This is a genomic window from Campylobacter concisus (assembly GCF_002913715.1).
Taxonomy (GTDB): Bacteria; Campylobacterota; Campylobacteria; order Campylobacterales; family Campylobacteraceae; genus Campylobacter_A; species Campylobacter_A concisus_AG.
The window spans coordinates 572,696-592,704 of the sequence record NZ_PPCE01000009.1 but is presented as its reverse complement, the minus strand read 5'-3'; the positions used below and the strand labels follow the sequence as shown (position 1 = coordinate 592,704).

Annotated in this window: 18 protein-coding genes and 2 pseudogenes; 6 read left to right on the top strand and 14 right to left on the bottom strand. The window is 38.2% G+C overall.

Annotated features, from left to right (window positions below; translation table 11 throughout):
• Positions 1-13: 13 nt before the first annotated feature.
• Positions 14-637, bottom strand: coding sequence for an HAD family hydrolase (locus CYO92_RS06965; RefSeq protein WP_103589422.1), 624 nt, complete (start codon positions 635-637; stop codon positions 14-16).
• Positions 634-966 carry a hypothetical protein gene (locus CYO92_RS06960; protein WP_103589423.1) on the bottom strand — a complete coding sequence of 111 codons (333 nt, stop codon included), beginning with the start codon at positions 964-966 and terminating at the stop codon, positions 634-636. Before CYO92_RS06960 ends, CYO92_RS06965 begins: the two co-directional genes overlap by 4 nt.
• Positions 967-1,072: 106 nt before the next feature.
• Between CYO92_RS06960 and CYO92_RS06955 the strand changes: the two genes are divergently transcribed.
• A complete protein-coding gene (locus CYO92_RS06955) occupies positions 1,073-2,344 on the top strand; it encodes an O-acetylhomoserine aminocarboxypropyltransferase/cysteine synthase family protein (RefSeq protein ID WP_103589424.1) in 1,272 nt (423 codons plus the stop codon).
• Between the two features lie 38 nt (positions 2,345-2,382).
• Here the strand turns inward: CYO92_RS06955 and CYO92_RS06950 are convergent, their stop codons facing one another.
• Positions 2,383-2,562 (bottom strand): transformation system protein, encoded by a 180-nt coding sequence (locus tag CYO92_RS06950; RefSeq protein ID WP_103582026.1) that lies wholly within the window; start codon positions 2,560-2,562, stop codon positions 2,383-2,385.
• Positions 2,563-2,922: 360 nt separating this feature from the next.
• Here CYO92_RS06950 and CYO92_RS09360 point away from each other — a divergent pair, with 360 nt between their 5' ends.
• The gene (locus CYO92_RS09360; RefSeq protein ID WP_180997992.1) at positions 2,923-3,060 is read left to right on the top strand and encodes a hypothetical protein; all 138 of its coding nucleotides are present in this window, start codon (positions 2,923-2,925) and stop codon (positions 3,058-3,060) included.
• Here the strand turns inward: CYO92_RS09360 and CYO92_RS06945 are convergent.
• From CYO92_RS06945 to CYO92_RS06925, 5 genes are all read right to left on the bottom strand, one after another.
• Positions 3,057-4,499: a potassium/proton antiporter gene (locus CYO92_RS06945; RefSeq protein WP_103589425.1), complete on the bottom strand. Its 1,443-nt coding sequence runs from the start codon at positions 4,497-4,499 to the stop codon at positions 3,057-3,059. The genes CYO92_RS09360 and CYO92_RS06945 overlap by 4 nt on opposite strands.
• Positions 4,500-4,519: 20 nt before the next feature.
• A complete protein-coding gene (locus tag CYO92_RS06940) occupies positions 4,520-4,957 on the bottom strand; it encodes a pyridoxal-5'-phosphate-dependent protein (protein WP_103589426.1) in 438 nt (145 codons plus the stop codon).
• Positions 4,958-4,988: 31 nt separating this feature from the next.
• A complete protein-coding gene (locus CYO92_RS06935) occupies positions 4,989-6,230 on the bottom strand; it encodes an ArsS family sensor histidine kinase (protein ID WP_072594942.1) in 1,242 nt (413 codons plus the stop codon).
• Positions 6,230-6,907, bottom strand: a complete 678-nt coding sequence (locus CYO92_RS06930) for a response regulator transcription factor (RefSeq protein WP_085657484.1) — start codon at positions 6,905-6,907, stop codon at positions 6,230-6,232. Before CYO92_RS06930 ends, CYO92_RS06935 begins: the two co-directional genes overlap by 1 nt.
• Positions 6,908-7,004: 97 nt before the next feature.
• On the bottom strand, positions 7,005-8,408 hold the full coding sequence (locus CYO92_RS06925; protein ID WP_087576913.1) for a Do family serine endopeptidase: 1,404 nt from the start codon (positions 8,406-8,408) through the stop codon (positions 7,005-7,007).
• Between the two features lie 155 nt (positions 8,409-8,563).
• On the opposite strand from CYO92_RS06925, the gene CYO92_RS06920 reads away from it, so the two are divergent.
• The 3 genes from CYO92_RS06920 to CYO92_RS06910 are packed head-to-tail and all read left to right on the top strand — an operon-like array spanning position 8,564 to position 11,467.
• Complete coding sequence (locus CYO92_RS06920) at positions 8,564-9,460, top strand: DnaJ family protein (protein WP_054196486.1); 897 nt, start codon at positions 8,564-8,566, stop codon at positions 9,458-9,460.
• Between the two features lie 3 nt (positions 9,461-9,463).
• Positions 9,464-9,838, top strand: a complete 375-nt coding sequence (locus CYO92_RS06915; protein ID WP_072594938.1) for a heat shock protein transcriptional repressor HspR — start codon at positions 9,464-9,466, stop codon at positions 9,836-9,838.
• Between the two features lie 3 nt (positions 9,839-9,841).
• Positions 9,842-11,467 (top strand): cation:proton antiporter, encoded by a 1,626-nt coding sequence (locus tag CYO92_RS06910; RefSeq protein ID WP_021090872.1) that lies wholly within the window; start codon positions 9,842-9,844, stop codon positions 11,465-11,467.
• A gap of 103 nt (positions 11,468-11,570) precedes the next feature.
• On the opposite strand, the gene CYO92_RS06905 is transcribed toward CYO92_RS06910, so the two are convergent.
• The 3 genes and pseudogenes from CYO92_RS06905 to secA form a co-directional block, all read right to left on the bottom strand.
• Positions 11,571-12,770, bottom strand: a complete 1,200-nt coding sequence (locus CYO92_RS06905; protein ID WP_103589427.1) for an ABC transporter permease — start codon at positions 12,768-12,770, stop codon at positions 11,571-11,573.
• Positions 12,771-12,822: 52 nt separating this feature from the next.
• Positions 12,823-12,924: pseudogene (locus CYO92_RS09680) on the bottom strand (SEC-C metal-binding domain-containing protein); the annotation flags it as partial.
• A gap of 108 nt (positions 12,925-13,032) precedes the next feature.
• A pseudogene (gene secA / locus CYO92_RS06900) lies at positions 13,033-15,429 on the bottom strand (preprotein translocase subunit SecA); the annotation flags it as partial.
• Positions 15,430-15,526: 97 nt separating this feature from the next.
• Here secA and lolA point away from each other — a divergent pair.
• Complete coding sequence (gene lolA, locus CYO92_RS06895) at positions 15,527-16,039, top strand: LolA-like outer membrane lipoprotein chaperone (protein WP_012001621.1); 513 nt, start codon at positions 15,527-15,529, stop codon at positions 16,037-16,039.
• 27 nt (positions 16,040-16,066) lie between these two features.
• On the opposite strand, the gene CYO92_RS06890 is transcribed toward lolA, so the two are convergent.
• Genes CYO92_RS06890 through CYO92_RS06880 form a run of 3 tightly spaced genes read right to left on the bottom strand, consistent with a single transcriptional unit; the run spans position 16,067 to position 19,938 of the window.
• Positions 16,067-16,606 (bottom strand): hypothetical protein, encoded by a 540-nt coding sequence (locus CYO92_RS06890; protein ID WP_103589429.1) that lies wholly within the window; start codon positions 16,604-16,606, stop codon positions 16,067-16,069.
• Positions 16,603-17,922 (bottom strand): ATP-dependent DNA helicase, encoded by a 1,320-nt coding sequence (locus tag CYO92_RS06885; protein WP_103589430.1) that lies wholly within the window; start codon positions 17,920-17,922, stop codon positions 16,603-16,605. Before CYO92_RS06885 ends, CYO92_RS06890 begins: the two co-directional genes overlap by 4 nt.
• Positions 17,923-19,938 carry an SH3 domain-containing protein gene (locus tag CYO92_RS06880; RefSeq protein ID WP_103589431.1) on the bottom strand — a complete coding sequence of 672 codons (2,016 nt, stop codon included), beginning with the start codon at positions 19,936-19,938 and terminating at the stop codon, positions 17,923-17,925. It abuts the gene before it with no gap.
• Positions 19,939-20,009: the final 71 nt, after the last annotated feature.

Below are 20,009 nucleotides of genomic sequence, written 5' to 3'. Positions count from 1 at the left end.
AATTAAAACTAAGTTAAAAATTTAATATTATCTCCCACGCCTCGCTGACATTTTTGGCATTATACGTAGCAGTTTTGCTCTCCTCGCCAAATCCCCAGCAAACTTGCACATAAGGCATATTTGCATTTTTGGCGGCTAGCTCGTCTTTTAGGCTATCTCCTATAAAGATCGCCTTGTTAGCTTTAGTTTTACTAACAGCTAAGTAAAGCATCGCAGGATCAGGCTTTTGCGGTATCTCCTTGCTAGCGCCGATCACCTCGTCAAATAGCTCATAAATTTCATTTTTCTTTAAAATTTTCTCTAACGTATCGTGCGGTGCATTGCTTGCCAAAACGACCTTATAGTGAGCATCTCTACACTTTTGCAAAAGCTCTTTTACGCCATCATAGGTAGTCGCACACTCATCGTAAAATTTCTTAAATTTCTCCTCAAAACCCTCTTTCAAGCTCCTACTTGGCGTGTCGATGCCGTAAAACTCAAGGGCTAAATTTCTACCTGGCTCGTTGATCGCTTTTATGATAAATTTCTTATCAAGTGGCGCTAAGCTTAGCTCGCCCCTTACTTCATTTACCGTTTTATATATCGCCTCGCCGCTATCGATCACCGTGCCATCCATATCAAAAATAACTACTTTCAATCCTCATCCTTAAATTTATTTTTATATTTTTCTTTCTTATATGTCTTTTGATTTTTTAGCTTATCAAGTAGGTTTGCCGCCTTTAAAAGCTCCTCTTTTGACGCATTTTTGATAAGCAAATTTATAAAATTTTCTAGCGCCTTTGAGTATGGCTGATCAAGATAGACAGCTTCAATTTTTTCGATGACTTTCGCGTTTTTCTCCACTCTTTGGCGAAATTCGCTCTCGTCAAAGTCATCTCTTTTTAGCCCGTTTATCGCTGATTTTGCAAATTTTTCTAGCGCACGAAGATATTTTACACGCTTAAATTTGTCCGTGACTTGGTTCAAATTTTTCCTTTTTTTGGCAAATTATATCAAAATTTGATTTTATCCCCTAAATTTTGGCTTTGCTAATGTATAATTTACGCCAAAATTACTTAAACAAGGAGCAAAAATGAGGCAAGAAACCGCTGCGATCCACGTAGGCTACGACACAAACGAGGGCTTTGGCACGATGGCTGTGCCTATTTTTCAAAGCACGGCTTATGACTTTGGAAGTGCCGAGACAGCAGCTGCTAGATTTGATCTAAAAGATAGTGGCTACATCTACACAAGACTTAGCAACCCAACGACAAATATCTTTGAAAAAAGGGTCGCCGCACTTGAGGGTGGAGCCGCTGCGATAGCTACTGCAAGCGGTCAGTCAGCTTTGTTTTACAGCATCATAAATTTAGCCCAAGCTGGCGATAATATCATCATCGCTAAGAAAATTTATGGCGGCACGACGGTGCTTTTTACGCACACGCTAAAAAGATTTGGCATAGAGGCTAGAGTCTTTGACAGCGACAGCGCTGATGATCTGGAGGGCTTGATAGACGAAAAAACTAGGGCTATATTTTTTGAAACGCTTTCAAATCCGCAAATTTCTATCCCAAACATCGAGAAAATCGTAGAAATCGCAAACAAATATGGCATCATCAGCATCACTGATAACACCGTGCCAACTCCTATCATCTTTCAGCCACTTCGCCACGGTGTCGATGTTTGCGTGCATAGCGCTAGCAAATATATGAGCGGTCAGGGCCTTAGTCTAGCAGGCGTGGTTGTCAGCGCAAATCACCTAAACGAGAAGCTAAAAGGCAACAAGAGATATGAGCACTTTAACGTGCCAGATGCGAGCTATCACGACATCGTCTATGCTGATATGACGGATCGTTTTGACATCTACACGCTAAGAATGAGGCTTGCCATCGTGCGCGACATCGGCGCTGTGATATCTCCGTTTAACTCTTGGCAGCTCATACAAGGGCTTGAAACGCTTGCTGTTAGGGTTGAGAGACACTCGCAAAACGCGCTAAAAGTGGCTAAATTTCTAAACTCTCACAAACATATAAAAAGCGTGGCTTATCCTGGGCTTGCCGACAACGTAGATCACGCAAAGGCACAAAAATACTTTAAAGATGGCATGGCAAATGGGCTTTTTTGCTTTGAGACTGATAGCTTTGAGCGCGCAAAAAAGATGCTAGAGCGCGTAAAACTCTTTAAGATCGTAGTAAATATCGGCGATACAAAGTCGCTCATCACACACCCAGCCTCAACGACCCACCAGCAGCTAAGCAGCGAAGAGCTCATCAAAGCTGGCATCACAAAAGAGCTGATAAGAGTTAGTATAGGTCTTGAAAACGCCGAGGATCTGATAGCTGATCTAGCCCAAGCCTTAGAATAAACAAATTTCTAGCTCATTTTGGGCTAGAAATTTAAAATTTACTCAAGCTTGCCATGTATCCTCTCGCACTCTTTTGCTTGCCTTATAAATTTTATAACGATATAGATGACAAGTAGCGGCACGCTTATATACCAAAATGCAAAAAAGGCGAGTATAAAAAGCATAAATAAGAATGTTGCGAAATATACCAAGACCGCAAGGATGATACTATCAAGCATTTTGCCTCCCATTTCGCTAGTGTTTTGGTGATTTTATAAAAAGCAAAATAAAACGAGACTGAACGTATTTGTTTTGGCCTTAAAATTTGAGCTAAGCAAAAAGCGAAGTCAAATTTTAGTAGGTAATTCTTGCGAGTGAGTGAGATTTTAAAATTTGCAAAGCAATCTAGTTAAATTTAAATGTTTGTTTTTCTTGTTAAGGGAGAAGAGGCTTGAATTACGGTCTGCTTGCAGTTGCGAGCTTGCGAAGCAAAGAAGCTCCCCCTTAACAATCCCCTAACCCCGACAACGTTAGAGGTGCATGCTCCAGCGCTTCGCACTGCATGCGTTTTATTGAAATTCTATTAAATTTTAAAATTTATGAGCGAGCATATCACGGCTCTAAATTTAGTGCTAAACGTAGTGCAGCCTAAATTTAGTAGTCCGCTAAGGCGAGTGAGTAAAGTTTTAAAATTTACAAAGAGAAATGAAATGTGGCAAGTTTTATCAAAATTTTAATAAGTCAAATACTTAATCGTATCTTGATAAAGCACTTGATTTTCGCATTGTATCAGTAATAGGTCATTTTCTTCAAAGATTGTTGAGCCAGTTGGCTTTTGATACTCGTTTTTACGCTTTATTAGGATTATTAAAAACTCAGTTGGAAGCTCAAGCTGAGCCAAATCTTTGCCAATTAGTTTTGAGCCATGGTGGATGGTGTGCTGGTGAAGCGTGTAGCTTAAGATCGGAGAGTTTTCCACTGCCTTAACATCCTCTTGCTCGCTCTCTTTAACCTTAAATTTATCAGCTGCAAAGCCAAGTGACATACCTTGTATCAAAATCGAAATCAAAACCATAAAAAATATAATGTTAAAAATCATATCCGCATCACGTATGCCATCGACATAAACATAGGTAGCTAGCACGACTGGCACGACGCCTCTTAGCCCGACCCATGAGATAAAAATTTGCTCATTTATCTTAAATTTTGAAAATGCAAGCGATGCAAAAACACCAAGTGGTCTTGCAAAAAACATAAGCCATAATGCCAAAACAAGCGCCATTAGCGCCGTTGCTGGAAGCTCGGAGGGATTTACCAAAAGACCAAGTGTCAAAAAGACAACTATCTGCATCGTCCAAGCGATACCGTCATGAAAACCGACTAAATTTTTCTTATGAGAAAACTCTTTTTTATTTATAAAAATTCCAGCAATATAAACAGCCAGGTAGCCATTGCCACCGATTTTAAAGCAAAGTGTGTATAAAAGCAATATCCAAGCAATAGAAAAAACTGGATAAAGACCCCAGCTTTTTAGGCGAAGTCTATTAAAAATGGCTGGCAAAGCAACGCCAAATAAATAGCCCATAGCGATGCCTATGCCAAACTGCTTAACCAGTGTAATCGCCCACTCTGACGCACTTGGAGTGCTATTTAGTGAGATCATTTGAATGATCGTCATAGTTAAAAATATCGCCATTGGATCGTTTGAGCCAGATTCAAGTTCAAGCAATGGCGCAATGCTGTTTTTAAGTGAAATTTTCTTAGCTCTTAGTATGGCAAATACCGCTGCTGCATCTGTTGAAGAGATAATGGAGCCTAGTAAAAAGGCCTCCGCCCAAGTAAAATCAAGCAGATATTTTGCAACTGGAGCGATAGCTAGCGCGGTTAAGAAAACACCAAGTGTAGCAAGCGCTAAACCTCTACCAAAAATCGGTTTAATCGCTGCAAAATCAGTATCTAGCCCACCAGCGTAAAGTATAAAAATAAGTGCTAGCATACCGACATTTTGAGCGATCACTTGATCATCAAAATTTACACCCAGCAAGCCGTCTGAGCCAGCTAACATACCAACACCTAAAAATATTATTAAAGATGGAATTCCAAATTTATCAGAGATCTTACTTAAAAGAATGCTAGTTATAAGCAAAACTGCAAAAAATAGTAGTAAATTCTCCAAACAAACTCCACAAAATTATATTAAATTATACTTTCAAAAACTTCAAATTTATCTTGATTTACGAGCATCTCAAGCAAGACACCGTAGTTATCTTTTATCTCATCTTGAAGTTTTATAGCAAGCTCTTTTGCGTCTTTTCCATCTTTTGGATAGGTAACTACTAGATCGATCGGCTCAGCGTTTAAAAACTCTTGAATACCTGATAATAGTTCGCTAGCTCCTCTTTCATTTGTTCCATGAAGTACAACCACATAATGTTCATTCTCTCTTACAACAACATCAGTTTGTCTTAAAAATTTTTCAAAGAGTTCACTATACTCTTTAGTGCTTGGCAAAGAAAAATATATCAAAGATAAATTTTTTGCATAATCTTTTACATTTTTATAACGATTTATAAAAGCTATTTCAAGATCTATTATTGATAAGATATCAACTGGTGAGAAAATTTTTGCTGCCATTTTTAGCCCTCTTTTGTTTATTATGTTTTATTTAAGTCACTATTATATCTTGTAAATTTTCAAAAACAAAGACATTCATTCCGTTTTTATATTCGTATCTAAATTTGAGTCCATGAGCATCAAGTATATTGCTAACTATATATAAACCTAGGCCAAAACTCTTTTGCGTATCCTCTCCTTTAATAAATGGTTGGATATAAAAGTCAAGATCATTTTTTAGCTTCTCGCCTTGGGTTATAAATTTCATATGATCCTTGCTAACAACGATATTTACGTGCTTATCAGTTGAATATTTTATGCCATTGTCTATCATATTTTTTATGGCGACTGAAAATAGCTTGAAATCAACAAGCACCCTAACCTCATCAAGCTCACTGACACCAACACACTCTTTTTCAACCATGGCTATATCGATTGCCTCATCGATGAGATCCCTCATAAAACATGGCGTTTTATTGCTAAGCCCTATTTTTGATGTTATCTGCTCGATCGCCGCAAGTTCATTTATCAAATTTTCAAGCTTGTGAAAGACAGAGATTAGCCTTTCTTGATTTTTGCTTTTTTCTATCATTTGAGCGGCGATTAGCCCTTTTGTTATAGGAGTTTTTAGCTCGTGCATTATGTTTCTTAAGAAAAGATGCCTCGAGTCATTAAGCGCCTTGATCTGACAAACCGCCTCATAAAATGCTTCAGAAACTTCAGAAATTTCATCCTTGCCATTGCCGACATTTTGCACGCCATCAAGCTCACCATTTGCAAATTTTACGATCTGGCGCTTTAGCTTTCTAAGTGGTTTTATCTTATATATGACAAAAATGTAAGCACCTAGCAAAATGACCGCAACCACCAGAAAAACTGCCTTTATCACCTCGTATCTATAAGGCTGAAATTCTTTATCCATTAAAAGCTTTAGCTCGTCTAAATGCTCAATCCTTAAGTAATGATGCTTGTCATAAAGCAAGATCGCACTTGAGCCTAGATCGCTTGAAATTTCTTCTAAAACGGTCGCTTGCTTTAAAATTTCATCCTTTCTCTTCTCGTCTTTAATCTCTGGCATATCGATATTTGAAAGCTGGCGGTCGTACTGAGCTTTATTTATGATGCCACCCATATAAAATAAATTTGTCCTAGCAACGTTTGAGTATTTGTTATTTAGCTCTCTTGTATAGTTTTGCTTATCAAAGCCCATGAGCCACAAAAAGGCTAGAAATATCGAAACAAGCGCAAGGGCAAAGATAAAAGTTATGGTTATAAAAATAGACGATCTTGGCATCAAAGAACCAATTTATAGCCGATACCGCGGATCGCGTGGATGTATTTTGGCTCTTTTGGATTTTCATTTAATTTTTGGCGAATCCTGCCGATGATGACGTCAATACTTTTATTTGAGCTATCTTCGTTTATGCTCTCACAGTTATAGATAAGCTCCTCTCTAGTAACCGCTCCGCCCTCTTTTAAAAGTAGATATTTTAAGATGTCATATTCTGCGGCAGTTAAATTTAAGACGCTGCCTTTAAATAAAATTTCATGTTCAAACTCTTTTAAAACTAAGTCTTTATTTAAATTTCTCGCTTCATTTGCTGGGGTGATACTCTGCCTTCTTAGATGACTTTTAATACGAGCCAAAAGCTCTTGTGGGTCATATGGCTTTGGCAAATAATCATCTGCTCCGTTATCAAGAGCATTTACCTTATCTGTTATATCATGTCTTGCACTTGATATGATAATAGGAATATTGTGATTTTTCCTGATCTCTTTACAAACTTCTAATCCGTCCATACCAGGCAATGTAAGATCTAGTATAACTAGGTCAAATTTACTTGTATTTAGCGTAGATAGTCCGATATATGGCTCTTCGGCAGTCACTACTTCAATATCATAGTTTTCTAGATATTCGGTTAAAATTTCAGCAAGCTCCATATCATCTTCTATCATTAAAATTCTAGTCATGATCTTTCCTGTTGTAAATTTATTTTTAAGGATTATAGCAGATTAAGATTTTAAAAATTTAAAAGGGTTAAGAGCTGAAATTTCAGCTCTTAGATGATTATTTTATAACAAGGCCTTGTATGATACCACCGCGATTTATCCACACTAGCGTCTTTTTACCTTTTGTATTTTTGATTGTATTTGCAAATGTTTGAAGATCTTTTATGCTCTCTTCACCAACTTGAACGATCACATCACCTCTTTCAAAGCCAAAGTCTTCAGCTTTTGAGCCTGATTTTACATCAGTTACTAGCACGCCTTGAGTATCTGGGCTGATTTTGTATTTATATCTTATCTCATCGCTTAGATTACTAACGCTAAGTCCTTCGATGATAATGCTTTTTGCTATGTCTTTTGAATTGTGATCAGCGTTTGCAAGCTTGATTTTTGCATTCATTATTTTATTTGATCGCTCGTAAGTTATATCAACGCTGCTATTTGGAGTTAGTGAGCCAATGAAATTTTTAAGATCATTTGCGTTTTTGATAGCTTTATCATTAGCTGATATAACCAAATCGCCTCTTTTTAGCCCAGCCTCATCTGCTGGCATGCCTTGCTCTACGCCACTTATTAAAGCCCCCTCTTTATTTGTGTAAAGCTCTTTTTGCTCATCAGTTAAATTTGCAATCGTAACGCCGATAAAGCCACGCTCGATCTTGCCGTCAGTTATCAGCTTTTTAGCGATATCTTTTACCATATTTGATGGGATCGCAAAACCAATGCCGTTATTGCCACCACTTTTTGAAAGTATGGCTGAGTTTATTCCGACTAAATAGCCCCTGCTATCAACCAAAGCGCCGCCTGAGTTGCCAGGATTTATCGAGGCGTCTGTTTGGATAAAATTTTCATATTGATTAAGCCCGATATTATCTTTATTTAGCCCTGAAATGATACCTTGAGTGATACTTTCACCAACGCCAAATGGATTACCTATTGCAAATACAACATCTGCATCAAGTAGCTTTGATGAGTCCGCAAAAGTGATCGCATTTAGTCCGTTTGCTTCTATCTTTACGACGGCTAGATCGGTTTTTGGATCACTTCCTATTAGCTTTGCTTTATACTCTTTGCCACCATTTGCAAGAGTTACGACTATTTGATCGCTATCTTCTATAACGTGATTGTTTGTAACGATATATCCATCATTTGAGATAATAACGCCAGAACCAAGCGAAGTAGTTTTTTCTTTTTCTTTTGGTTTAGCAAAGTTAAATCCAAAAAATTCATTGAAGAAAGGGTCATTAAACATCTGCTCAATACCAGCGTTATTCACCATTTTTGTAGTTGAAATATTTACAACTGAAAGCTTTGCCTGAGCGATCGAGTCATAATAAGAAAGTACGCTATTTTTATCGCTAAGTGGCGAGACTCTCGTGATATTAGAGTTAGCTTCATTAAATTTAATATCAGCCCCCACTAAAAAAGAAGCTGCTACTAATGAAATTAGCACAATCTTTTTCATTTTTTTCCTTTAATCTAAAAATTTTTGCAAATTATAAATATAGTGAAAAAATAAAATCTTAACACTTTTTCTTGTTATTAAACAAAAATAAACTTGACTTGCATAGACTAAAGCTTTGTGATATAATCCGTATCAAAAAAATATAAGGAGAATATATGAGTGAAAGCTTATATGAGACTTTAGGGGTTTCAAAGGGTGCCTCAAGCGACGAGATAAAAAAAGCTTATAGAAAACTTGCCAGAAAATATCACCCAGACATCAACAAAGACCCTGGAGCAGAAGATAAATTTAAAGAGATAAACGCCGCTTATGAAATTTTAAGTGACGATAAAAAACGAGCTCAATACGACCAGTACGGTGACACTATGTTTGGCGGTCAAAATTTCCACGACTTTGCTAGCAGCTCAGCAGATATGGGCGATCTAAATGAAATTTTAAAGAATATCTTCTCAGGTGGCTTTGGCGGCGGTGGAGCTAAATTTAGCAGCGGATTTGGTAGTAATTTTGGAGGCTTTGACGGATTTAGTAGTGGTGGATTTGGCTTTGGCGGAGCTGATCTAGACGTAAATGCAAAAATTTCTATACCATTTGACGTAGCTGTAACTGGCGGCGAACATAAGATAAATTTTAATGGCGAAAGCATTAAGATAAAAATTCCAAGTGGCATAGAAGGTGGCGAGAAACTTCGCGTAAAAGGCAAAGGCAAGAGTGCTGGTGGTCAAAAAGGCGATCTTATACTTGCTATTAGCGTTGAGCCAAGCGACGAATATGAAAGAGTCGGAGACGATCTTTATAAAGATATAGAAATTCCACTAAAAACTATGCTTTTTGGCGGAAAAGTCGATGTACATACTTATAAAAAAGATGTCACGATCAAGATCGCTGAGAACTCAAAAACAGGCACAAAGATCCGTTTAAAAGGATATGGCGTGCAAAACAGAAAGAGCGGAATTTATGGCGATCTTTACTTAAAAGCCAGGGTAAAACTTCCAAATATCAGTGAGCTTGATGAAGGCTTAGTAAAAGAGTTAAAAGAAAAATTACCGGAGTAAAAAATGCAAAATTATGAAGAACCACTTTTTTTAATAAGCGTTGTTGCAAAGGTTTTAAGCATACATCCACAAACTTTAAGACAATACGAAAGAGAGGGACTTATCGAGCCATCAAGAACAGATGGCAAGATGAGGCTCTACTCACAAAAAGACGTTGATCGCGTAAAAACTATACTAAATTTAACACGCGAACTAGGTGTAAATTTAGCCGGCGTTGATGTGATACTTCAGTTGAAAGAAAAAATTGACGATTTAGAATCAACTATTGATGAGCTAAATAAAAAATTGCACGAAGCTACCAGTCAAACTAGCACAAAAAGATCGCTCGTAAAGAGAAAAAATAGCTTTGATCTAGTCTTTTATGAAGGTAAAAAATAATTTATGGAACAAATTTTAGAAGGTTTCTTGCTTGTTGCAGCGATCTCAGTCGCATTAAATGTCATTTTTAAAAAATTTCAGATACCAACCATCATCGGCTACATCGTAACAGGTACGCTTATATCAGAATTTTTTAACCTAAAAAGCAATGATGAAATTTCTCATATCGCGGAATTTGGTATCGCATTTTTGATGTTTACCATTGGACTTGAGTTTAGTTTTAAACATCTCATGGGCATGAAAAAAGAGGTCTTTTTAAATGGCGGCTTACAAGTTTGTTTAAGTGGCTTTATAATGGGCGTTATGCTTTATTATGCCCTTCACTTAAAAGACGAAACGGCACTTATTGCAGGTCTTGCACTTGCACTCTCATCAACTGCGATTGTACTAAAGACGCTAAATGATAGTGGCGATGTGAGCAAAATTTACGGCAGAAAAGCACTTGGAATTTTACTCTTTCAAGATATTGCAGTCATTCCTATCTTGCTTATGATCGATATGTTTAGCTCGCAAGATGCTTCAATAAATGAGCTTTTGCTAAAGACATTTACAAGTGCGATTATTCTTATTGTTGTGCTATTTTTACTTGGTAAATATGTCATCAACTGGATATTTTATAAAGTTATTCAAACAAATTCGCAAGAGGTTTTTATAGCTACGATTCTATTTATGGTCGTTGGCTCTAGCACTTTGGCTCACTTCTTTGGCTTCTCATACTCTTTGGGTGCGTTTTTAGCCGGTATGATGATGGCAGAGACACAGTATAAACACCAAATCGAAGTTGATCTCATACCTTTTAGAGATTTACTTCTTGGGCTATTTTTCATAACCGTTGGTATGCAGATAAATTTTGCTGTCGTCATCTCAAACATCTGGCTTGTTCTTGGCTTAGTATTTAGTGTCATGGTGATAAAAGCAGTTGTTGTTTTTGCTATCTTAAATATCTATTTAAAGCGAAGAGTTGCTGCAAAAACTGCACTTAGTGTTTGTCAAATAGGCGAATTTGCACTAGCTGTTTTTGGACTAATGACTACTAGAAATTTACTTGATATACAAACTGCTCAAATTTTTATCGCAGCCTCTGTTGTATCGATGTTTGCTACTCCTTTTATACTCAAAAAACTAGACGCGATAGCAGACCTCATAGAACGTGAGATCGTTGTTGAACCAAATGAAACTCTAAAGCCGCAAAAAATAAAAAATCACATCGTAGTCTTTGGCTATGAGAGACTTGGACAAGAAGTCGTTTTAAGACTAAAAGAGACAAAGCTTTTATATCTTGTGCTTGATAATGATATTAGTCTAGTTGAGCTTGGTAGGAGCCGCGGGGAAAATGTATTTTTAGGTAACGTTCTTCAAAGCCATACACTTGAAAATGCCTGCCTAAGCGATGCAGCCGCTGTTATTATAACTGTTAACAATGAGCAAAGAGTGGAGCTCATCGCGCAAAAGATAAAAGACTACGGCGTAAATACCCAAACTATAATAAAAATAAATGGCGAGGGCAATAAAGATATTTTTGGTGAGTTAGGTAAAAATTTCCACCTAATAAACGAAGAGCGCGTCATGGCAAAAACACTCGTACACGAGGCTCTTCAATGCAAAATCGATCATGATATAAGAGCATAAAAGTATAAATTTATTCTAGAATTTTACAAGTTTATGTTCGGTTTTAAAATAATCTTTTAAAAATAACTTTTACAAGCAATGAGCAAGCCTAAGTCTCTAGGCTCTACTCATTTCTTAAAGTTTGAAGTACGTTTACTTCTGTGGCTTTTTTAGCTGGATAATAAGACGATATAGCCACGATAAATACAGCTCCAACTATAATAAGCACAAGATCGATGGTTGAAAGCTCGAGTGGAAGTTTACTTGAGCCATAAACATCGGCCGGCAAGTCTATAATGTTGAAATTTCCAAGCAAAAATAGCCCTAAAAAGCCAAGTATCAAGCCAAATATAATGCCGCCACCGCCGATTACTAGCCCTTGATAGAAAAAGCTTCTTTTTATCTCACTTTTACTAGCTCCAAGTGCAAGAAGCAAAGCGATCTCTTGCCTGCGGTTCATCACTGTCATTAGTAGCGAGCTTATGATATTTAGCGACGCCACAAGGATAATAAGCATCAAAACGATAAAAAGTGCCCTTTTTTCAAGTGCGAGCGCTGAGAAAAAGTTGCCATTTTGCTCCCACCAGCCAATGGCAACCGTGCCAGTTGGCAGGCCTTCACGCACTCTTTTTATATCATCAAATGGCTTACTTGAAAAGATATGAATTCCATCATAAACGCCTTTTGGATAGTCTAAAATTTTCCTCAAAGAATCAACTGAAGTATATGAAAATGCCTTGTCATAGGCGATCAGCCCAGATGTAAATGAGCCACCGATGTCAAAGCGCTTCATCTTTGGCGTTAGCGAAAAGCCAGCTGGATCGGCCTTTGTAAAGATAAGCGTTAATTTCTCATCGCTTCTTAGTCTAAACTCACTCGTTATGCCACTTCCCACAAGTATCTCAAAACCATCTAGCTCTTTATCTTTTAAAGCTTCATTTACGACTGAGTTTATCTGTTTTTCATCTTTAAAATTTACGCCATAAACCAGTCCGCCCTCAAGAGCATTTGGCGAGCGGTAAATGACCTGTGTGCTTATAAATGGACTAAATTTAAGATCGCTAAATTTTGCCTTTAGCTCATCAACAAAGTCATCATCAATAGAGCCTTTAAAGGCACTTTGAACGGTTATTGGATAATTCATCGTAAAAAGTTTACGCTCAAATTCTTTGTCAAATCCATTCATAATCGCCATCGCAACGATTAAGACCATAAGTCCGATGCTAACGCCAAGAAAGGCGAGCAAGGCACTTAGAGTGATAAATGGCTGAGTTTTATCAAATCTTAAATATTTAAAAAGTAGGTACTTTGGTAAGCTTGTCATCAAATAGCCTTTAAAAGATTAAGGCGCTTTTGGCGCCTTAAAAGTAGAAATTTTAAGCAAATATGCCTTTTTTAGGGCCACTTTTTCCGTGGCAATCTTTATATTTTTTACCGCTTCCACAAGGGCATGGAGCGTTTCTTGGTATCTTTTTTTCTGGTGTGAAATTTTCATCTCCGTCTTGGTTGTTATAGCTTAAATTTTCATTTTCAGCATTTTGACTAGCTTCAAGCATCATTCTAGCTTGCTCTTCTTGCTCCTCACGGCTCTTAAATCTTACAACCTGAAGCGTCTTAACGCTCTCACTTTTTAGCCTGCTAACTAGCTCCATAAAGAGGTTATAGCTCTCTTTTTTGTATTCGACAAGCGGATCTTTCTGATTATACCCTCTAAGGCCGATACCAGTTTTTAGGATATCCATTTGATAGAGGTGCTCTCTCCACGCATTATCAAGCACTTGAAGGTATAAAATTTTCTCTATCTCTTTTCTTTGATCTTCATTTAGCACACTCATTTTTTCGTTATATCTTACTTCAAAAATTTGTGCAAGCTTTTCTATTAGCTCATCATACTCTAGGCCTTTTAGCTCACTCTCGTCTATCTCTTCGCCACAATCTACAAGAATGATAGAGCATAAATTTTTAATATCAAAGTCATCTTTCAAGCCACCATGGAAAATTTCAGCCATATCAAGTAAATTTGCAGCGTACTCTTTTCTATTTTGAGCTATCTTTTCGCTCATATCGTAGTTTTTATCAAGTAGTTCATCGCGGTATTTATAGATGGTTTTTCTTTGCTCATTTGCCACGTCGTCATACTCAAGCAAGTGCTTTCTAGCCTCAAAGTGCAAGCTCTCAACTTTCTTTTGAGCATTTTCAACAGCTCTTGTTACCATGCGACTCTCGATACTTTCGCCCTCGTCGATACCAAGCCTATCCATGATCGCTTTTATGCGGTCGCTACCAAAAATTCTTAAAAGATTATCTTCAAGACTTAGATAAAATCTACTCATGCCAGGATCGCCCTGACGTCCAGCACGGCCACGAAGCTGATTATCTATCCTTCTACTTTCGTGCCTTTCGGTGCCGATGATATATAAGCCGCCAAGGTCTCTCACCTCGTCATTTATCCTGATATCGACACCACGTCCAGCCATGTTTGTAGCGATAGTCACAGCGCCTTTTACGCCAGCTTGCGCGATGATCTCGGCCTCTTTTTCGTGGTTTTTAGCATTTAGCACAGAGTGTGGGATGCCAGCTTTTTTAAGCATCTCATGAAGCACCTCACTACGCTCGATACTTGCAGTTCCTACAAGCACTGGCTGACCTTTTTCGTGAGCTTTTTTAATATCGTCGATGACCGCTTTAAATTTCTCGTTTTGAGTTTTGTAGATAAGGTCGTTTTGATCGATCCTCTTAACTGGCACGTTTGTCGGGATCGAGATAACTTCAAGGTTATAAATTTGAGAAAACTCAGTAGCCTCAGTCTGAGCCGTACCAGTCATACCTGCAAGCTTTTTATACATCCTAAAGTAGTTTTGATATGTTGTATCGGCAAGAGTTTGGCTCTCTTCTTGAATCTTCACGCCCTCTTTTGCCTCAAGCGCTTGGTGAAGCCCCTCGCTAAAGCGCCTGCCCTCACTTAGACGTCCTGTAAATTCATCAACTATGACAACCTCTCCATCTTTTACGACGTAATGAACGTCTTTTTCAAAGAGATTGTGCGCCTTTAGAGCTTGATCTAGGTGGTGGCTTAGCACGGCATTTTCAAGGTTGTATAAATTTTCAACGCCAAAGAGCTTTTCAGCCTTGCTTATGCCAGCTTCTGTGATCATTATAGTTCTATTTTTTTCATCTACTATGAAATCCCCCGTTGGCTTTGAGCCTGGCACGTTTGGATCAGCTGGAGTGCCTCTGGTAAGCTGTTTTGCGACTTGATCGGCTCTTATATAGCCATCAAGCGTGCGGTTTGTTGGACCAGAGATTATAAGCGGTGTTCTAGCCTCATCTATCAAGATACTATCAACCTCATCCACGATAACGAAGTTATGGCCTCTTTGCACCTTCTGACCAGCTTCAAATTTCATATTATCACGAAGGTAGTCAAAGCCAAATTCTGAGTTTGTGCCGTATGTTATGTCGGCGTTATAGGCAGCTTGTCTTACTTCATCGTCGTATCCACCACTTAGTATCACATCAACGCTTAAGCCTAAAAAGTTATAAAGCTCGCCCATTTGCGTAGCGTCACGCTTTGCAAGGTAGTCGTTTACGGTCACTACATGCACGCCCTTGCCGGTCATCGCGTTTAAGATAACTGGCAAAGTCGCAACCAAGGTCTTACCCTCGCCTGTCTTCATCTCAGCGATCCTGCCCTCGTTTAGCACCATGCCACCTATTAACTGCACGTCAAAATGGCGCATCTTAAGCACTCTTTTGCTAGCCTCTCTAACTAACGCAAAGACATCATTTAAAATTTGATCTAAAGTGACTTTCTCTTCGACGACTTGGGCTTTTAGCTCATTAAATTTGATCTTAAGCTCATCATCGCTCATCTTCTCATAAGTAGGCTCTAGCGCGTTTATCTGCGCCACACGTTTTATATATTTTTTGACTTCTCTGTCGTTTTTCGTGCCAAAAATCTTTCTAAATACCGATGAAATCATTATTCTACCTTCCTAAATTTTTAAACTTTGGATCTTAGCATAGTTTAACTATTTATTTAATTAAACTGGGCTAGAATACGCCAAAAAAGGATAAAAAATGAGAAAATTTTTAGTTGCATCTCTTGTCGCAGTTTGCTCATTTGGCGCTGGCTTAAATTTTAAAAGCCTGCAAAGTGACTTTACTCAAACTGTCTTTAGCGAGGGCAAGAGTGTAAATTATAAAGGTAGATTTTACGCTAAAAGCGACAACACCGCGCTTTGGATATATGAAAGTCCAACACCAAAGAGAATTTACTTTGACAAAGACAAGGTGGTCGTGATCGAAGATGAGCTTGAGCAAGCCATCATTTCAAGGCTAGATGATACGCCAAATTTGACGCAGGTCTTAGCTCACGCAGAGCAAATTCAGCCGACACTTTATAAGGCGATATATGACGGGGTTGAGTACTTTATAACGATCAAAAACACGCTTCCAACGACGATTGATTATAAAGACAAACTCTCAAACAAGATAAAAATCACTTTAAGCAATCCTGTAAAAGACGCACTCATCCCAAAAGAGACGCTAACTCCAGTCATCCCACAAGGTTACGATATCGTAAATCAATAAATTTGGCTAGCTTTTAGCCAAATTTACTCACTTCTCTCCGAAGTCTTTTCCAAATTCCTGCACATTATTTAGATCGATCGGCTTTTGCACCACGTCATTTGGATCAGGCGCGACGATGATCTCGTTGCCTTTTTTCTTCTTTTCTGGCTTTGTCATCACATCTTCATTTACGCTTGGATCAGAGCATAAATTTTGGCTTTTTATCGCTTTTATGATCTCGCTTAGCTCTAGATTATTTATCACTTTTATATTTAAAATAAGCACATCGTCAATATCAAGCGAATGCTTTTTGGCTGCGTATTTTATAAAAAGCTCTTTAAATTTCTCTTTTCCCATTGAGGTTAAAATATCTTCCACGTAAAAGCTACCAACTATTATGTTTAAAGCATCAAGCACATACGCTTCATTTTCTTCAACATCACGTCCGACAACTTCAAGATTCATATTTATCTTTTTTGTTAAATTTTGTCCAGCTTTTGAATAAATATCTGTTTGAAAATCTCTTACTTTTAGCACGTCTGCAAATGCAAAAATACAAAAAGCAAGGCTTAAAAATAGCTTTTTCATAAATTCTCCTTAATATGCAAAAATACGTTTTCTTGGTAAAATTTCTTAACTTCGTCGTCAATTTTAACCACTTTTCTTAAATGCTGCCTAAAATCACTTTTTTTATCATAAAAAAGTTTTAAATTTTTAGGACTTACTGCACGAGAAAGTGCTACGTAGAGTTGTCCTTTGGCAAAAATGTGGTTGATATTACAAATGAGCGAGTTTATGCTCATTCCTTGAGATTTGTGGATAGTTAGAGCGTAAGCAAGCTTAAATGGAAACTGATAGAGCGATGCTTGTACATTTTCTTCGATCTCATCTTCGTTTAAATTTAACGAACTAAATATATAAGCAGCTTTTTCTATCTCGCAAATTTCGCCACTATCTTTTTTTACAATCACGCTTGAGATGACTCCGTTTTCTTTTAAGATTTGCATGATCTTGCCTTGCTCGCCATTATAATACTCGCCCCATTTATTTGACGTAAAGATGATTTTTGCGCCTATCTTCATCTCCAAATCTCTTGAGATATTTAGCGTATTTGCCCATTTTTCAAACTCTTTTTTATCTAAATTTTCATCCAAAATGCTCACATCTGAGTTTGAAATTTCAAGTGGCGTGCCAAGTTCCAAAAGCCTTTTTTGATTTAGCATTTCAGCCTCGGCATTTCTGCCAAAAAGCACACTCGTATCATCATCTGGCTCTATCTTGGTCACTCTTAAACTCTCTATATAGCTCATTATTTCATCATCTAGCTCGCCTACTCTTAAGCGAGAGAGAATTTCATAAAATTTAAGATCATTTGTGCGTTTTGAGACGAGCAGCTCGACATTTGTAAATTTCATATCCTCCCACGCACTGGAGTTAAAAGCGTATAAAAAGTTAAAAAGTTTGCTCTCATTTTGCTCTTTTTGCACAGGTGGGAGCTGATAAAAGTCGCCCACTATAAGCACCCTGCCTTTAAATTTAGAGGTAAGCAAGCGGTATCTTATCATCTCCATGACATTTGAGCTAACCATCGAAATTTCGTCTATTACAAGCAGATCGCAGGCATCTAGCATATTTCGTAGTTTGCTTAGCTTATCTTTTTGGCGGTAGTCAAGCCGCCTTAGCTCCTCGTAGTCCTTGCAGTAACCAAATTTAAAAAAGCTATGCAAGCTCACGCCTCCAAGGCTAACAGCGCTTATGCCAGTTGAGCCAAGGATGACGACGTTTTTGAAATTTTCTTTGTAGTGTCTGATGATAGAGGCGGTTAGATAGCTCTTGCCAACACCTCCGCCGCCTGTTAAAAAGAGGTTTGAGCGAGATAAAATTTCTAAAATTTGATCTTTCATCTACTCAAACATCTCTGGGCGATACTCAAAATGCATCGTATCAAAGTGCTTCCAGCGTCCGCCCCAGACAAATTTATGCTTCTCAAAAACTCGCACGATCTTTTCAGGGATTAAATTTTGATAGCCCTTGCTCCACTGCCAGTAGTGGCTCTTTTTTACATTTATATCGATCGCGATGCCGTAGCTGTGCGCGCTTAGGCGGTTTGTGCCAGCGATGATGCGCCACTTAAATGTCCCGCCTGGATCTTTTAGGTATTCAAGTAAATTTGGATCGCTCTTTACCATCTCATTTAGCTCGTTGCTCACATCCTGCAAAGCAGCTGCAGCGCCATTTTTAGAGTTAAATTTTAAAGGTAAATTTAAAAAATCCTTTATCCAGATGACATCAACCAAATTTACCTTTACCGCGCTCTCGCTTGAGCCGTAAATTTTGCCTAAAAGCTCGTAGTTTCTGCACCTACCAGCATCACTTAGAGCAGTGCTTAGTGGCGAAAATGCAGCGTAATCAAGTGCGTTCATATCTTCGATATCAGCCCCAGTGCTGCACTCTTCATCTTTTTGTTTAAAATCATCATAGACTAGGCTCGTGCCATCACTAAATTTAACCAAATTTTCTTCGATCTTTACGCCATAAGCTCTTTGCAAAGCTGACATCTTTCTAGCCTTATCTAGCATCCCTTGCTCAGGCCTCATCACATTTATAGAATCAACCTTAGAAATTAGCAAATTTGCACTTTGTATGTCGCTTCTGTTTTGTCCGATATTTAGCGTAGTTATCGCGGTCGCTCCGATAAGCGCGCGGCCGTTGTTTGCAGTCTTTAGCCCCCAAGCGTCATGCACGACGTAGATATCATCGCCCTTATATCCAGCATAGAGCATGATGTGACCTGGCAGATGCACGAGAGTGAGATATGGAACACCTTTTTCTTTTATCTCTTTTGTCTTAGCAGCGTTACTAAGTCCTTTTAGATCAAATTTTTGCCCCATATTTGCTTGAGCTTTTGAGTTTCTAGGTAACCACACGCCAAAGCTTGCTAGCAAGTCTTTTGTAAAAAGCGAGCAGTCTCTTAGCTTATCCACCCCGCCCCAGCCATAAGGCTGAGCAAGAAGCGAACTAAGAATTGTCTTTAAATTTGAGTCATTAAATTTAAGTGGAAAAAGGGCGCTAAAAGACTTTGGGAGGACAAACTCCCTAAGCATGTTTCTTACATAAATTTTGCCGTAGTAGTTTTTGTCATCTTGCGCCAAAACTGGCAGTATCGCGCCGACACGTGAGTAAAACAAAAAGTTTCCGCCCTTGTCATAAACTGGCATCTTGTCGGTTTTTATCGTTACAAAGCTTGATTTTTGATAGGCAAGCGCCTCTTCGTCGCTTATAAATTTGATATCTTCAACCTTCACCCAGCCCCAAACCGCATCATCACTCACAAACGCCCATGCCCTATCCTTTGAGAGGTGCGATACAAAGAGCGGATGAGCGATGCTTAGGGTGGATTCTTGCAGATAGTCAAACGGATAGCCCTCACCTGGAGTTTGCGGGTTTAAAAATATCGGCTCGTCGGTTGGGAAATTTCTTACAGCTGTGTTTGCTGAAGTTAGAGCGTAAGCTGAAATTTGCAAAAAGCCAGCGAAATTTGCATTGTCCTTTTGTGCGTCAAACCAGCTTTGCGGTATCTGCCTAAAATTTGAGCCAAAATACTTTCTCTTCTCGCTTGGTTTATATACATTAAACGCCCAAAAAGCGTCATTTGGGTTAAATTTCACGCCTCTAAGGGTAAAAACTTTAAACCTTCTTTTTAAAATTTCATCTTGATTAAAACTCGCACTTTGCATATTTTGAGGTAGCGACGAGGCGTCTTGTTTTACTTCAAATTCAAGCAAGCTGATGCGCTCATTTGGCTTATAGACATTTTCGTCTGGCAGGGCATTTTGCTGCTTGTTTGGCTCTGGTTTTGTTGTCTGTGAACAACCCAAAAACAAAGCAACACTAAGTGCTAAAAATATACCTTTTTTCAAATTTCTTCCTTATCCTTAAATATAGCTTCGACGATCAAAACAAAGATATAAAACATCTTTTCATCGTTATT

Excerpts from the sequence above, each read along its gene's own strand:
- CYO92_RS06930 (WP_085657484.1), bottom strand. The coding sequence starts at position 6,907 with ATGACTAGAATTTTAATGATAGAAGATGATATGGAGCTTGCTGAAATT.
- CYO92_RS06890 (WP_103589429.1), bottom strand. The coding sequence starts at position 16,606 with ATGAAAAAGCTATTTTTAAGCCTTGCTTTTTGTATTTTTGCATTTGCA.
- CYO92_RS06955 (WP_103589424.1), top strand. The coding sequence starts at position 1,073 with ATGAGGCAAGAAACCGCTGCGATCCACGTAGGCTACGACACAAACGAG.
- CYO92_RS06910 (WP_021090872.1), top strand. The coding sequence starts at position 9,842 with ATGGAACAAATTTTAGAAGGTTTCTTGCTTGTTGCAGCGATCTCAGTC.
- CYO92_RS06940 (WP_103589426.1), bottom strand. The coding sequence starts at position 4,957 with ATGGCAGCAAAAATTTTCTCACCAGTTGATATCTTATCAATAATAGAT.
- lolA (WP_012001621.1), top strand. The coding sequence starts at position 15,527 with ATGAGAAAATTTTTAGTTGCATCTCTTGTCGCAGTTTGCTCATTTGGC.
- CYO92_RS09360 (WP_180997992.1), top strand. The coding sequence starts at position 2,923 with ATGAGCGAGCATATCACGGCTCTAAATTTAGTGCTAAACGTAGTGCAG.
- CYO92_RS06920 (WP_054196486.1), top strand. The coding sequence starts at position 8,564 with ATGAGTGAAAGCTTATATGAGACTTTAGGGGTTTCAAAGGGTGCCTCA.
- CYO92_RS06885 (WP_103589430.1), bottom strand. The coding sequence starts at position 17,922 with ATGAAAGATCAAATTTTAGAAATTTTATCTCGCTCAAACCTCTTTTTA.
- CYO92_RS06925 (WP_087576913.1), bottom strand. The coding sequence starts at position 8,408 with ATGAAAAAGATTGTGCTAATTTCATTAGTAGCAGCTTCTTTTTTAGTG.
- CYO92_RS06905 (WP_103589427.1), bottom strand. The coding sequence starts at position 12,770 with ATGACAAGCTTACCAAAGTACCTACTTTTTAAATATTTAAGATTTGAT.
- CYO92_RS06950 (WP_103582026.1), bottom strand. The coding sequence starts at position 2,562 with ATGCTTGATAGTATCATCCTTGCGGTCTTGGTATATTTCGCAACATTC.
- CYO92_RS06935 (WP_072594942.1), bottom strand. The coding sequence starts at position 6,230 with ATGCCAAGATCGTCTATTTTTATAACCATAACTTTTATCTTTGCCCTT.
- CYO92_RS06915 (WP_072594938.1), top strand. The coding sequence starts at position 9,464 with ATGCAAAATTATGAAGAACCACTTTTTTTAATAAGCGTTGTTGCAAAG.